The sequence below is a fragment of the Paenibacillus eucommiae genome (assembly GCF_017874215.1).
Taxonomy (GTDB): domain Bacteria; phylum Bacillota; class Bacilli; order Paenibacillales; family NBRC-103111; genus Paenibacillus_AI; species Paenibacillus_AI eucommiae.
In genome coordinates, this window is sequence record NZ_JAGGLB010000001.1 from 340,901 (window position 1) to 356,407 (window position 15,507).

The window sequence follows — 15,507 nt, forward strand, 5'->3', positions numbered from 1 at the left end:
GCTTATTTAGGCTTAAGTGGAAGCAGTTTAGAAGAAGACACAATGAAAAACGGTGGAACAAAACTTACTCTGTCCCACCGCTTTTCATTCTATTTTTGTTAAATCGACTCGAATTGGCTTGAATCGGCATAGCTTAAGCTCCCAGTGGTCTCAGCTCTAACAAAGCTCGTCCGAGGCCCGCCTCATCATGATCAGTAAGATAAGCATTCATTCATTAAATAATCCATTCAACAAACGGGTGCTCGTTTCGACCAATATCGATTCGCATTGCGGGTCAAAGGCTGACGGCTGGCCGTATCCTCGATGGGAAACGCTCGGCTCGTATCCGCCATAAGCATATTCGGCGGCAGTGGGAAAATATCCAAGAACCCCGTTCGAATACCCGCAGTAAAAAGTCACCTTCGCTTTCGATTTTTCCTTCACCGCTAAACCGATCTCGTTGAAAATTTCACCAGGCGCGGCGCAAATCCCGAGATTCCCGATTCTGATCGCCTGCAAAGGTGCTTCCACATCTGCTTGCAATGAACCCTCGTCTACGGTTCTTACTATCTCTTTCGCCCATGCGATGTGGTATCGAACCGTATTGGGAGAAGTAAGGGGATCGGGGTTTGCCAGCATTTCGGCCAATTGCTCTTCGCGCCGCTCGATTTCGGCTGTGAGATCCTGTCGGGCCGGCAGCTTTTCATACGGAAAACAAATCCATTGTTCAGCGGCCGAAATGACCGGCTGCGCCTCGGAAAAAGCCGGCTTCATCACTTTCTTGCGATAGAGAGAAATCGGCGTTGTCGAGGCGAAATCGAATTTCTCCATAACTGTTGCAGGCTCAACCGGGTTTAATACGGACTCGATCGCTTTCATAGCCAATTTTGTTCCGAATTCCACTTCCATCCCTTTCGATTGGTTGAAACCTTCCAAAGGCAAAATGTTGCCCGCAGCCCCTTGCAGAAATATACATTCCCCGCCCAATACTTGTTTGACCGTTTTTCTGAGCGGGCCGACAAAATCCGAGGAATACTCCGAAACGTCCTTTCCCAATACGACAGGGTGGCAGGCAAAATTAACGGCGGTCACAATGACAGATTGGTCTTTCCGTTTAAAGCAAACCGTCTGTACACTGCGATCACAAGCTCCGTCCGGATTCCAGCCAAGTATGGTTCCTCCATCCTTTGTGCGCTCCCGTCTGTTGACAGACAACCCTTCTACGGCTGAAACGCCCAATTCCATTTCGGCATCTTCAAACCTCGAGATCGCAAGCTCTGCCGCCGAGACAGCCATCTCCACTACATAGTCCGCAAACAAGCGCTCCTTAAGCGTGTACTCCGGGTATTGTCCACCCAGCTTGACTGCAGCGGGAAAACCCGGCAATCCGTGACTGTGATTGAAATTTATCAATACGGCGTGCTTCGGGCACGAACCGGCTCTGTCCAGAGGGCAGACGGCCATATCGATCGAAACGATGATGATGCGTTGTCCGCCGCTTTCTACGGCGATAGCGCCGACTTCCATAGGTTCACCGTAGCCTGTGCCCGCCCTCATCCGATTCACAAAGCCCAGCATATCGATGCCTAGCGGCGGGGTAATCGGCAGAACGGCTGCTCCGACCCGCAAATGGTGTTCTGTCATTTTCTCCCACCCTTACTTTTCCAAATAAGCTTGCGCCTCGATCTCGACTAACAGGCGAGGGTCCATAAGCGCTGAGACTTCCACCATGGAGGCTGCCGGCATAATATCGCTGAAAGCTTCTCTGTGAGCTTTGGCGATTTGTTCCCATAACTTAATATCCGTGACGAAAATTCTCGTGCGGGTAACATCCTGCATGCTGGCTCCGACTTCCTCCAAAGCTTCTTCGATAATTTGCAGAATTCGTTTCGTTTGCCGGTACGCGTCTCCAACCCCCACGATTTCCCCATCTTTCATCGCCGTTGTACCGGATACCTCCACCACATTTCCGACCCGCAACGCCCGGCAATAACCAAAAATCGTTTCCCATGGCGCTCCTGACATTGCTTTTTTACGTTCTAGCATCGTTGTTTTTGTCCCCTCTCAGGCTTCAGTTACAGGCTTCCAAATGCCGACGCGACTTGCCCGATGATGATATCTTCTATTTCCGGAACAAAAGGCCCTCTATGTCCGTAATAGTAAAAGTTATCCACCTCATAGCCGCCTTCATGAATCATTTGGCGGGTAGGAATATAACAATAAATCCCGTTCGTATAGCCAAGCACCATGGTGAGGTCAGGGCCGGACAGCTTCTTGATCATTCGCGAATACCCTGTCGATACTTCCCCTTCTATCGCAACGATCCGGGTCGATTCATCCAATTGCCAGACTGCGATATACAAGGGCACCCGATCTTTAATCGATCCGTCTTCAAATTTTCCTACTAATTTTTTTACCCTTACTTTATTGAATTCAGAAGATTCGGGGTCATCGAGTATTTGCTGATAATGTTCCACAGGAGTCCGTTCTGTATAAAGATTGGGCTCCAGGAGCACGGTGCGAAAACTGCAGCTTACCGATTTGAACGCGCCATTCTCCATAAAGTTTATGATTTCATTCGCCAGTTCAGCGCCCGCCTCTTCCATTTCCCCGATGCTGCATTCTTTGAACGTGTCGCCGTCTGCACTTTTCATCGGTTTGATCTCGGCGCCGCAACCCTGCAGAAACATGGCGACGGCTTCCGGACAGGATTGTTCCAAATAACGGGATGTCGCGCCGGGAAAGTCACCGGATATGAGGTAATTGCTTGATCCCAGCGACGTCGGATGGCAACCATAGGCGTACAGAATGCCTTTCACTTTGCGCTCTGCATCCACTACCTTCAGAACCAATAAATCTTGATCTATTTCCGCATCATAGCTGGGTCTCCATTCAATCCCTTGGTTTGTTAGATAACGCCGGCTGACGCCAAAATGGGAAGCGGTGCGCCCAATCAGGAGTTCTCCTTCCTCAAGATGGTCAAAACAATATTGTACAAGACGAATCAGCTTTTCCTTCACGAGATCAAAGTAGTGTTCATCATAGGCATAATCAAGATCTTCTTCCTGATCCGTCCACTGATCCTGTCCCATACTGTACCCGCCGTTGCGTAAGTGAACATCTCTGCCCGTGAGGTAGACGGATGCATGGGTATGTGAAAAATTGATCAGAACTTCATCATGATGAAGACCAAACTTCGCCTCAAGCTCGTCCTTAACACCTTGAATAAAACCCCGATCAGAGCCTAATGCATCAATAGTTACGATCAACAAGGATTTGTTCGATTGCATCAGAGCCGCCTTTACATAAATCGGATCATGCACGCCCTCGCTTTTGTGATCCCGATCTCCGAATCCGCTCAAAAAGACGGGTTCAGCTGGTGTAATGTTGTCTTTGCCCATACAGAATTTCAAGAAGAACTCTCCTCCTCCATACAATATAATACATGAGTTGATCCCAGAATAAGCTTATTCAACATACCTGTCAACGTAATGTCGACGCTTACCCTGCCTCCATCGAATCGCAGCGAATCCCGGGAGGAGCCGTCCTAATATCAGGAAGCGCTCCTCTCCTATTTCCGGGACCCTCTTCAAACGACGGATTTCCGTATAAGTTCGCCGGTCAAAGGCTATGTGATCAGTCCTGATTTTTGCAGCAGCAGCTGCATAACCGATGCAGTCTCAGCGCGGGTAATGGAGTCTTGAGGCCTGACAGTTCCATAAGCCCCATTAATAATACCGTAATTCATGTTTATTGCAGCTGACTCGCGAGCCCATGAGCTGAACTCGACGCTATCGGCAAATTGGGAAAGCAGTTGTTCTTCCCGACCAGGATCGAGCTGCATTTCCATATGCGCAATCTTCATCGCCCGAGAAACAATAACCATTGCTTCCTCCCGGGTTATCCGTTTACCCGGCTTAAAGGTGCCATCTGCATACCCTTCAAGTAAACCATAGGAAACCGCAGTGCTAACCGCATCGTGATACCAGTCTGCAGGCTTGACATCGCTGAACTTCACCGCTGCTGTACCTTCCCTCAAGCCCAATGCCCTAACGGCTATCGTGACGAACTCAGCGCGAGTGATGTCTTTATCCGGCACAAAATGCTTCTCATCTACTCCCTGAATGACAAGGCGGGATGCCAATTCCTCGATGGCTGACCGGCCCCAATGCTTGCTAATGTCATCGAACGTTTTTTCGTTTTGAATGACCGTGTAGATGCTATTGGTCATGGTTTTGATGTACGCCTGATTTGTCCCATCCTGTGAAACTATACGGGTAGGCACATGAAGTGCTGTTCCGTCATTCAGAATCACAACGCCCGTTGTGACCTTGCCAGCCTTGCTGCCATCACCTCCACCAGGAATGACGATCATTCTTTCGACATAATCATTGAATGTGCCAATTGTAACTGTCTTTCCCTTGTAGGTGGCTGTCACTTTAAATTCAACCAGTGGAGCGAGCAGTTCAAGCCCTTCCGCCAGCTTAGGGGCTGCGTTGCTCACTCCCTTACCGAGATTGGCAATTTCCACACGAATGAGGATATCCTCTAATGCTGCCCCTGATTCTGCTCCAAGCTGTGCCAAGAGATCAACCAGGTTTATCCGCTCAGCGGGCAGCTTATACCCTCCATATTCAGTCTTGAGCTCCAAAACCGCAGTTTTTTCTGCCATAGTACGTAGCAGGCGCGCATTCAGCTCGCCAGCCACGATATCCGATCCATTATTCGCCTCAATGGATACCGTATAGCCTTGCGCCGCTCCTGCCAGCAAACCGTTCAGCTTCGCTTCATCTACGGTTACCGTGGTCACTTTCTTGTTATTTTCAGTCCCTACATGAACCTTCCCAGCCTTACCGTCCTGCGCATTCCCATTCAGCGCAAGTCTGATTCCATCCTGGAAACCACCTTCAGAATCTCCTTTGGCTTTAGGGGCAGATGAAGGAGATGGGGATGGAGGAGGCGTTCCTGTTCCTCCTTCTTCACCGCCCCCTCCCGGAGGCGCAGCTGGCGCGGCCTCCACCGCAGCCGAAGCCGCGCTGGCGCCTGCCGTATTCACGGCTTTGACCGCAAACGTATACGTTTGCCCGTTCATCAAGCCGCTGACTGTATGCGTCTGACCGGTAATGCCCGCTTGTGAGTGCCACAAGCTGAAATCCCCGGGAGCTGCAGAAGCAGCCCCTTGAGTCCAATACACACTATAGCTGACTGTTCCTGCCGCCGCCGGTGACACGGCATCCCATGTCAGCGTGACAGCTCCATTACCCGCCTGTGCCTGCACGTTCTGAGGCGCTGCCGGGATTGTCACTTCCGGCTCCTGAACCTCCTGCCATACATAGGACAGCGGGATCCGGAATCCGGCGCCTGCAGCGATATCATAGATAAAGCCCTTGTTGAAATCATGGTCGTCTTTATAGCTGCGTATCAACGTAATATCCCCGATCGATAGCGCATAGCGCCCATTGCCCTGATCCGTGATGCCCGTTATTTTATATACGGCTTTCCGAAGGCCATCATTTTGTACATAGATGGTTCTGTTAACGAGATCAGTTGCAGGGTGCCCCTGCAAATCCATATCTACAATGATTTCATTATCCATTTGCAATAGCTTCGTGAAATCTACAATAGTCCCAGAGATTGAGCCCGGATTCGTATTGATTTCAGTTGAGCTGATTTGCCCAATAAGAGTTCCTTCATTTACGTAGCTGTATACGGGTTGGCCATTCAATTCTGAATACACCCCGAAGCTTCCTTTAAACTTCAGCTTGTCAGCTATTGTGTAGGTAATATTAGGATTTAACGCACTGATGATGTAGTCCACGCGACCGTTTTCAAGCGTTACCTTTACAGCCCTGACATCCATATCTGCTGCTACGACGCCTCCTGCTTTCACTTCCAGGTTAGACATTGAGCTAATAAATCTCTCATCTTTGTAGGGTTCGATGACAGAAGTAAATGTACTTTGCAAATCTGTGCCGCTCCGTTTGGCAACCATATACCTCAAGCTTTCCGGGTTGCCCTTCTCCGTGCGCGATGGAATTCCATCGGCCAGTGCTACTTCATCGACGTCATTCAGCATCGTTAAACGAAGATGGATATTTTCTGGTTGTGCAAGCACTTTCCACGTGTCCTTGATTGCCCAATCCACACTGTACTGGGAGGACGGCGCTGTGTCCCGCTCCACATTTTTCAAATAATGAAAGCCTGAGCCTGTGTATCCAGATCCGCCTCCATGCTCATCTGAGATCCGTGTTCCGAAGGGCACATCAGGTCCAGCATAGCTTCCTGTCGCCTGAGTCTCCATATTCAGCCCTTCTACGGTTACTTCTCCTTCCGCCCCGTGGAAGCTGAAATGGTGCTCGCTGCCACCTTTAACCCGGAAGAAATCGACCACATACGAGTTCGCATCGTCCACATGAATCATTGCCGAGGTTCGTTTGTACAGCTCTGTCTGCGGATATACGTCATCCCCTTCCACATCAATCAGCTTCACCATGGAGCCGTCGTCGAACTGCTTCGGCGTACCAGACCACTGCTCCCCCTGCTTCGTCTGATCCACTACTACCGTATTGTGGGATATCGTATTTCTTACCCACTCGTGGTTATGGGTGTCTGTCGCTTGCGTGCTCTCCGGATAACCAAGGTCGGGACTTAAATCGAGCCCAAAAGCTATTAACCCCAGATTCAGATTATCCGCATGCCCATGTGCATAGTTGCGCCCGTAATACATCCACATATCCCGTAGTGTATTAGATCCCATTCCATTGCGGACAGTCTGTGCCTGACCATCAAGCAGCGCGAGTTCGAACAGAGCCATCTTGTTGCTGCTGGAGAGCGGACTTTTCCCTGTATGGATAAATTCGATCGTATGTGTTCCGGCACTCATTGGAAAAATCCCAAGGGATTCACGGTCCTGACGGGTACCATGAAAGTCAATTTCGCGAATAGACTGCCCGTCGAGTTTTACCAGATACTTGCCGGACCCTCCATACCAGATAGAACGGGCAGGCTTGAGCAATACCTCATAGCTGTCAGCCGCTGCAACCTGCAATACAAAGGAAATCGAGTCCCCTTCGGCTGCAGGCACAAACTCCAGCGTGCCACTCTTCGTTGACACTACAGCGTCTGCACTCTTCGTTCCAATAGGAAGCTGCTGGAACGGGTATCGGATGCCAAGAATATCCGCCGGATTATTCCCATCACGCAGTGCTGCAAATCCAAAGCCGGTCATATTGGTACTATCTAGCTTCAGTAATCCATGCTCATCGATGGCCGCCTGAATATCATCCGCAATTTGTTCAGCATTTTGCGAAAAAATATTGCCATGTATACCGGCGGTGCTGTTATCATTCAAGAAATAAGCAAGCTGCGCAAAAATCGGATCGCCATACTTCTCGAATGCCTTAAGCATCTGGACCTGATCGAAAGCCAACCACGGATTTCCCGTTCTGCTGGCATCCCCGATGTTCGCAGTGTAACGTTCACCTAACATAAGCGGATAAAGCGCCGAAAACATTTTACGAAATTTAACGTTTTCATACAGATCCGCGCTGGAGTAACCATCGTAACCGTCCAGTATATCCGCCGTTTCCAAATAAGAATTCAACCACAACATGTTATAAGCCGCTGACGATTCGTTACCTGCACCGTCCCGGTCAACCTCGTTGACAAAGGTAACGCCCATATTGCCGCCGCTTACGTAATATGGCGGCCATTCCAAACCGCCCGAAGCAAAGTTAAAGTCCAGCCACTCTTTGGTCTCAGGAAGCTTATCATAGACGACTGCCGCCATCGCAAGTGCACTTTGGTGAACTCCGTTATTTCCGGCCATTTGAGCTGCTTTCGTTCCCGAATACACTTGTTCAACAATCCCCGTTTCAATGTTTTTGCGAATTCCCGTTGCAGAGCTTTTAAACGGTCCCAAATCATAGGTCTGAGCTTTTCCTTGCAAAAATTGAATTAACAGCGGATCATCCATCGCCGGATAGAAGGCATCATAGGCTCTCATGAGATCTTTAGTCAAGAAAGGCTCCCACATATTCCCTATTGCCTTGCCCAATCCTGTAAATCCATGAGAATTAAAATAATTTGTCATGCCGTACACAGAAATATCCTGACTGGGATACACATCAGCTATGCGGTCTAACAAAACCGTTCCTGCACGCGAATACTTGGTATCGCCAGTATATAAATAGGCATCACGCAGCGAATTCAATGCTTTGCGCATCTCTCCGGTCCCATCATAGGCCCCCCACATCCAATGCACATAATAAGCAATAAAGGTAAAATAGTTACCGTTCTCGTCAATCCAGCCCATGCCGTCATCTACGCCCCAGGTAAGCCCCTTCTCAGGGTAAAGTTCATTGACCAGAAACTGCGGGTCGGCCAAATTCCGGTCAAATAGCCCATTTTCATTTAAACCGCTCTCATAATAGCTTTTAAAATCATTCGTAGGAAACTTATAGCCGCTGCTTGGATCCGTTATTTTCCATGGTTCGTTGATCGGATCAAGCGTGTAGGGATAAACGCCAAATAAATCTATTTCTTTTCCCGTAATGGGACTTCCTAATGTTTGATTAACGAATACGCTCCTTGGCAAGCTTTGCGGAGGTACCAGATTCCATAAAAAATCCAATCCTTTGGCCATATAAACATCCGCTTGAGCAACTGCGCTGTCTTTCATGCTTTTTGCCCAATCATAGTTTTCAATGTTGCTGCGCGCAGCCTGCACTTTACTAGCTGTATACAGGGTGCTGCGTGTTTTGACACTGGTTAATTCATGAACCTCGACCGGAAGACTTGCGCTATACGTGGCTCCATTATACTCCATCGTTGCCCGGATCATAGTCTCTCCAATACCCGTGGCTTCCAGCTTGCCGCTCTGCGGATTCACAATCGCTACAGCTTCATCATCACTTGTGTAGCTTACTTGAATGCCAGCCAGAATAGCCTGGGTACCATTGTTCAAAATGATTTTAGGTGCTAATTGGGTACGGGTTCCTATAAATAATTCCGGATCTTTCCAGTCGATCAATAGTTCTCTTATATCCAGAGGCCCCACCACCGGATCTAAAATGAATTTCGTCGGATGCAGGTTGCGTCTCCATGATCCCGCCGTATGGCCGATCGCTTCCAGCTTCAGCTCATGCATACCCGCCTCCAGATCCATAGCTCCGATTGCTGTCACAGCGCTTTCAAATTGGTGGGCCATATCGGCAGGGTCATAAAAATCAAAGGTGCCGATAGCTTTGCCATCGATATACAGCCTGCTTATGCCCCCAATATCCATCAATTGTCCCTGAAAATTGACATGATACGTGCCGGCAGCTGGGACATAAAATCCGAACGAGCGCCCCTGACCGTCAGCAGCTGCTTCAATACTGATCAAGGTATCAAACATGCCGACTCCAGGAGATACACCAAGCGGGGGACCTATCAAATGCCAGTTTTCCGTCCCCGGAACCAAATTTGTTTTATTGAACAAGTACGTAAGTAATTTCTGCTGTGCAGCTTGCACAGTAACCGGAAGGGTCCCTGTATACGTTGCGCCCTCATAAACAACGGTTGCTGTAATTGTCGCCGCTCCCAGCCCTTTGGCCTCCAGCAGGCCGCTTTGCGCATCAATCATTGCTACTGCCGTATCACTGCTTTGATAACTAATCTCCGCTCCTATCAAATTCGGCTGTGAGCCGTCGCTTAAAGTCGTCTTGGCGGTTAATTGGGTGCGGGTTCCTATATTTAATTCAGGCGCACTCCACTGTATCGATACCCCCGTCACATTCACCGCTCCAGCAGCCGGTTCCAAAATGAACTTGGTAGGATGCAGATTGCGCCGCCACGAACCGGCTGTATGACCAATCGCTTCCAGTTTCAGTTCATGCATACCCGCTGTCAGATTCATTACTGCGATGGAGGTCACTTCACTTTCAAATTGATTGGCCATGTCCGCCACATCGTAAAAATCAAAAATCCCGATGGGGCTGCCGTCGACATACACCCTGCTGATGCCGCCCAGATCCATCAATTGCCCCTGCAGTTGGACGAAATAGCTGCCAGTTGCAGGAACATCAAAGCCGAATGAACGGGCATGGCCGTCCTGGAAGGCATCGATACTGATCAGCGTATCGAACATGCCCACTGTGGGAACGGCACCTTCACCAGTCGCCGGCCCGATCAGATGCCACTCTGGCGTTCCTGGATTCAGGGTGCTTGCCTTAAATAAATACTTAACCTGTGTAGGCTGCGCATCTTGCACGGTAATCGGAAGGCTCCCTGTATATGTCGCTCCTTCATAGACCACAGTCGCCGTTATCGTCGTCGATCCGGAGCCTGTGGCCTCGAGCATGCCGCTTTGCGCATCGACTACGGCCACATTGGTATCACCGCTTTGGTAGCTTATCTGAGCTCCTATCAAATTCGGCTGGGTACCATCGGTCAATGTCGTTTTGGCTGTTAATTGGGCGCGGGTTCCTATTTTTAATTGCGGCGCATCCCACTGTATGGAAACACCAGCCACATTTACAGAATCTGTAACCGCTTCCAAAATAAATTTAGTTGGATGCAAATTACGCCGCCATGATCCGGCTGTATGCCCGATTGCTTCCAGTTTCAATTCATGCATCCCCGCTTCCAGGTTCATCACAGCAAGGGGTGTCACTTCACTTTCAAACTGATTAGCCATGTCTGCAATATCGTAAAAATCGAAGATGCCAACAGGATTGTTATCGACATACACCCTGCTGATGCCGCCCATGTCCATCAATTGTCCCTGCAGCTTGACGATATAGGTTCCAGTTGCAGGAACATCAAAGCCGAAAGAACGTGCGTGTCCATCCTGAAATGCATCTACGCTGATCAGGGTATCGAACATGCTAACTGTAGGTACGACGCCTTCACCGGTCGCCGGACCGATCAAATGCCACTCTGGCGTGCCTGGATTCAAGGTACTCGATTTAAATAAATAGGTCACTTCATTTCCTTCAGCCTTAGATGATGTAGGTACTATTCCAATCGATCCCAACAAGACCGTCAGCACCATAAACACATTGAACATCCTTTTGGCTGCATAGCGCCCGCGACTTTTCACTCGAAAACACTCCCTCTTATTCTGATTATATAGACTGCTCAGCAGCCGCTTGGCCTCAGTGTAGAAGGCCTCTTGAAAATCACACCTGCAACACCTCCTCTCCATGTGCTTCTCACGAGCTTATTTCGACATACGTCCTATCCCCTCAGCCACTTGCCCAATTATGATATCCTCAATTTCGGGAATGAACGGCCCATGAAGTCCAAAATAGTAATTGCATTCAGCTTCATAACCACCCTCGCCAATAATTTGGCGGGTCGGAACATAACTGAACACACCATTCGTATACCCAAGGACAATCATGCTTCCATTTCCGAATAACCGCTTGATTTTCAAAGCATATCCCGTCGTCACTTCTCCCTCCATGGCAATCAGGCTCGTGTCTTTATCCAGCTGCCACAGGGATATGTAGAAGGGCACCCGGTCTTTGATCGTTCCATTCTCGATCGCCTTGACTGTGCGCAGAGCTGCGGAGCGGTGAAAATCATCCTGCTGCGGATCCTCTGCGATGGTTTTATAGAAAGAAGCTGGCAATTGCTCGGTATACAGCAGCGGATCGCATAGCTCAGCCCGGAATTGGCACTGCACAGTCTTGAACGAACCCTGCTCCATAAGAGCAATAATATCCTGAGCCAGCACATTGCTGACTTGATGGAGGCTCTCTTCATCACACGACACAAACTCGTCCTCGACGGCTCCTGGCCGTGGCTTCAATTCACCCCCACAGCCCTGCAGAAATATCGCAACGGCACCCGGATACCGGTCCTCCAGCCTGGCGGAAACAGAACCTGCGAAATCATTGCCAAACTTGTAATTGTCGGATCCCATCGCTGTGGTATGGCAGCCGTAACAATACACGATGCCCCGTATTTCACCAGCCTGGCCGGCCAGCTTCAGAATGAACAAATCCTTATCGATTTCCCCTTCGTAATAAGGCATCCATCGCACGCCACCCGTTCCGTCCGGCCGCCTCCGACTGCAGGCAAAGTCTGACGATCCGCGGGCCATCTGAAGCTCACCTTCCGTCAAATTTTCGTAACACGAGCCTACCATCCGCAGCAAAGTGTCGCGAAGCAGGACGTAATAAGCCTCATCTTCGGCATAATCCAGCTCACTCTCATCGTAGGCCCAGCCGGATTGACCGATGCTGTAGCCGCCTCTGCGAAGCGAGGGATCAAGGCCTGTCAAAAATACAGAGTGATGCGTATGTGAGAAGTTAATCAGCACCTCCTCATGCGCAAGTCCGTATGCGCTCTTCAATGCATCCTTGATGCCAACAACAAAGCTGCGATCCGATCCAAGCGCATCGATAGTCACGATCAAGAGGGAGCGGTCGGCCTGCATCAACGTTGCCGTCATATAGAGCGGTTCCAGCACGCCTTCACTCTTGTGCGTTCTGCTCCCAAACCCGTGCATGTATACCGGGTTCTGTGGAGTTATCTGTTCTTTTGCTATACCAAATTTCATATTGGATACCACCTATGCCTTTTATTCTCTGCGTTTTATTCCTCATGCCTTTTATTCCTTATGCCTTCTGTTCCCTTTGCCTTAATTCATCTAATTCCCAACTGCTTACGGTAATCAGAGGGAGAATACCCCACAACTCGCTTGAATACCCGTACAAAGTACGTATATTCCGTGTACCCAACCGCACCGGCAACCTCATATACTTTCACATCCGGATCTCCGAGCATTTCCCGGGCTTTATTGATCCGCAGCTCTGTCACATATTCCACGAAGGTTTTGCCCATCTCTTCCTTGAACAAACGGCTAAGATAAGGATGCGATAGGCCGATTAATTCAGCAGCATCAAACAAAGACAAATGTGGATTCGCATACTGGGCTTCAATATAGCTGACCGCTTTCACTACGACGTGACTTTTACGCCAGTTGCGTTCAGTAAGCAGCTCATTCATTACCCCAAGCAGGTGCTCCCGGATCATATCCGCATCCCGTGCTGCGTCACCCGTGAAGTCCAGCGGATGGAAAATCTGCTCCGGCAGTTGAGCGCCATAGTTTTCGCGGATACGCTCGTTAAGGATGTAGACCAGCAGATGGAAGAACTCATATACGTCCTCAACTTCCTTCTCATGCTTAATCCATTCGGAAGACAGCAAGGACCACTCTGCCTCAAACTTCGGCTTGTCGGCCAGCCAGAGGTATTCAGCAAGCCGCTTTGCATTGCCGCGCCAGGCTTCAATCCAGACGAACTGCTGGGGCAGCTTCCCCTTTTTCTGCGCGATTTTCTGGGCGACCTGCTGGGTAACCCGATAGAGCTCTTCAGGCTGAATCGGCTTCAGCAAATAGTCATGAACCCCCTGACGGAGTCCCTCCCGTACATAATCGAAGTCATTAAATCCCGAGAATAAAATAATTTCGAGCTTGGGCAGCAGACGCCGCGCTTCACCTATCAATTGCAATCCATTCATGACCGGCATATGAATATCTGTCATCAGCACATCAGGAGCCAGCTCCTTGAGCAGCCTCAGACCTTCCTGTCCATCCTTCGCCTCTCCTGCAACCTGACAGCCGTCGATTTGCCCGATCATTTTACATATACTTTGTCTGATCCAACGTTCATCTTCCACAACAAGCACCTGCAGCATCATCTATTCCGCCTTATTGTCATAAGGCACCAATAACCGGATAACAGTGCCTTCGACGCCCGATTTTTCAATCCATAAGCCGTAGGGTTCCCCGTAGACAAGCCGCAGCCTTTTGTGAACATTATAGAGTCCAACACTACCCGAAACAGCCGTCTGATCTTCTTCAACAAGCCTGTTATCGGTCATGCTCTCAAACAAGCGGTTAAATTGCTCCTTCACCTCTGGCGGCATTCCCCGCCCCTTATCGATAACACGAATTTCGTAACCTGACTGGGAGGAAGAGCCCCTAATACTTACGTAATCCGGATGCAGATTGTAATCCTGATACCCATGAATCAGCGCGTTCTCCACCAGCGGCTGAAGCATCAGCTTGACGCAGGGGATTTCCTTCAGTCGCGGCTCCTGATCAACCTCGATTTCAGTAAAGAGATCTTCATACCGCTCCTTCTGAATATCAAAATAAGTGCGGATATATCGAATCTCATTCCACAAAGAGACAACCTGGGCATCACTATCCATGCTATAGCGGAAAATATCAGCCAGGTTGGTTACCATTCTGCTAATCGGCTGCACGCCAGCCAAAATTGCATAAGAATGAATTGTACCGAGCGTGTTGTACAGAAAATGCGGGTTGATCTGCGACTGCAGCACGGTCAGCATCGATTCCTTCTGCCGCACCTGCATTTCCTTAGCCTTCAGCTGGGACGTATGCTCCACATGAATGAGCCTGCGGTATTCATCCATCATTCGGTTAAAGCTGCGATACAGCATCCCAATCTCATCTTGCGCTTTCACAGGGGCCCGAACATCCAGATTGCCGGTTTCAGCACGCTTCATCAGCTGTTGGATCAAGGATAATGACTTAATTAAATAGTAGTTAAAGCCACCCAGCATCAGCAGCACAACAGCGGCAATACAGAGAAAAATAACAAAAGCCATCGTCCTTAACTGCACAAGCTCGGCAGTCAGATGCTTCATCGGCACCTCGAACATAAGGGTCCATTCAGTCAACTCGGAAGTCCTATAGCTAATCATACTTCTGCTCTGCCCGCTGCCCTTCATAACAAACCCGTCTTTCCCCCGCAGTCTGCTAAGCACGGACTCATCAGCGATGGTGCCAATAAGCCGGGTATCCGGATGATACATATATTGCCCGAGGCTGTTTAACAAATAAGCCTGACCGACATTTTCAAACTTAAGTCCACCAATGATTTCAGCAAATTTATTCAGCTTCAGATCGACAATCAGAATGCCTCTGCTCAAGGGCACAAGCGGATCGTAAAATATTTTGAAAGCGGTGACAACTGGGGTAACGTTAAGCCGATTAACACCTTCAATCGTAAATTCCGTAACAGGAGTTTCCAGATTAAGCAGCTTCAAATAACGCTCATTCCGGTCATCCGATGAATATTCTTCACTGCTGAAGTAGACTTTCTCATTGATGATGAAGGTAAACTTATAGATGTCATTGCGGCTGGAAAAAAGGTTCTTGTAGAGCTCAGTGCGAATCCGTCTCTGCAGCAGAAATTGCCCATAATAGTCATCCGGCTTCAGATGCAAAAATTCCTGAATCGACGGATTTAGCAGAAACGGAAGCGTAAGCCTGTCGAGCTCTGATAAATAGGTATGTATGTAATTATTGGTTTGATCCAGGAGCATCCGGCTGTAATACGACGCATTATGCTCAATGGTCCGCTCAGTCTGGCTGTACCATAAATAGCCGAGCAGCATAAACGGCAGGAACAGGCTGATAACAATGATTAAAGCCAGCTTGCGTTTCAAAGAAAATCTCATATCACTCCCCCATTCTGTGCGTTGATCAGAAAATTATAACACGAA

7 protein-coding genes are annotated in these 15,507 nt (G+C 49.2%); all 7 read right to left on the reverse strand.

Annotated features, from left to right (window positions below):
- Nucleotides 1–207: 207 nt before the first annotated feature.
- The 7 genes from J2Z66_RS01120 to J2Z66_RS01150 all read right to left on the reverse strand — a co-directional run bounded on the left by J2Z66_RS01120 (nucleotide 208) and on the right by J2Z66_RS01150 (nucleotide 15,462).
- Nucleotides 208–1,623, reverse strand: a complete 1,416-nt coding sequence (locus J2Z66_RS01120) for a hypothetical protein (protein ID WP_209968808.1) — start codon at nucleotides 1,621–1,623, stop codon at nucleotides 208–210.
- Between the two features lie 12 nt (nucleotides 1,624–1,635).
- Nucleotides 1,636–2,025 (reverse strand): RidA family protein, encoded by a 390-nt coding sequence (locus J2Z66_RS01125; RefSeq protein ID WP_209968812.1) that lies wholly within the window; start codon nucleotides 2,023–2,025, stop codon nucleotides 1,636–1,638.
- 29 nt (nucleotides 2,026–2,054) lie between these two features.
- Complete coding sequence (locus tag J2Z66_RS01130) at nucleotides 2,055–3,392, reverse strand: neutral/alkaline non-lysosomal ceramidase N-terminal domain-containing protein (RefSeq protein ID WP_209968815.1); 1,338 nt, start codon at nucleotides 3,390–3,392, stop codon at nucleotides 2,055–2,057.
- Between the two features lie 215 nt (nucleotides 3,393–3,607).
- Complete coding sequence (locus tag J2Z66_RS01135) at nucleotides 3,608–11,062, reverse strand: S-layer homology domain-containing protein (protein WP_209968818.1); 7,455 nt, start codon at nucleotides 11,060–11,062, stop codon at nucleotides 3,608–3,610.
- 120 nt (nucleotides 11,063–11,182) lie between these two features.
- Nucleotides 11,183–12,529, reverse strand: a complete 1,347-nt coding sequence (locus tag J2Z66_RS01140; RefSeq protein WP_209968822.1) for a neutral/alkaline non-lysosomal ceramidase N-terminal domain-containing protein — start codon at nucleotides 12,527–12,529, stop codon at nucleotides 11,183–11,185.
- 86 nt (nucleotides 12,530–12,615) lie between these two features.
- Complete coding sequence (locus J2Z66_RS01145) at nucleotides 12,616–13,671, reverse strand: response regulator transcription factor (RefSeq protein WP_209968825.1); 1,056 nt, start codon at nucleotides 13,669–13,671, stop codon at nucleotides 12,616–12,618.
- Nucleotides 13,672–15,462, reverse strand: coding sequence for a sensor histidine kinase (locus tag J2Z66_RS01150; protein ID WP_209968829.1), 1,791 nt, complete (start codon nucleotides 15,460–15,462; stop codon nucleotides 13,672–13,674).
- Nucleotides 15,463–15,507 lie beyond the last annotated feature (45 nt).

Excerpts from the sequence above, each read along its gene's own strand:
- J2Z66_RS01140 (WP_209968822.1), bottom strand. The coding sequence starts at position 12,529 with ATGAAATTTGGTATAGCAAAAGAACAGATAACTCCACAGAACCCGGTA.
- J2Z66_RS01125 (WP_209968812.1), bottom strand. The coding sequence starts at position 2,025 with ATGCTAGAACGTAAAAAAGCAATGTCAGGAGCGCCATGGGAAACGATT.
- J2Z66_RS01120 (WP_209968808.1), bottom strand. The coding sequence starts at position 1,623 with ATGACAGAACACCATTTGCGGGTCGGAGCAGCCGTTCTGCCGATTACC.
- J2Z66_RS01150 (WP_209968829.1), bottom strand. The coding sequence starts at position 15,462 with ATGAGATTTTCTTTGAAACGCAAGCTGGCTTTAATCATTGTTATCAGC.
- J2Z66_RS01145 (WP_209968825.1), bottom strand. The coding sequence starts at position 13,671 with ATGATGCTGCAGGTGCTTGTTGTGGAAGATGAACGTTGGATCAGACAA.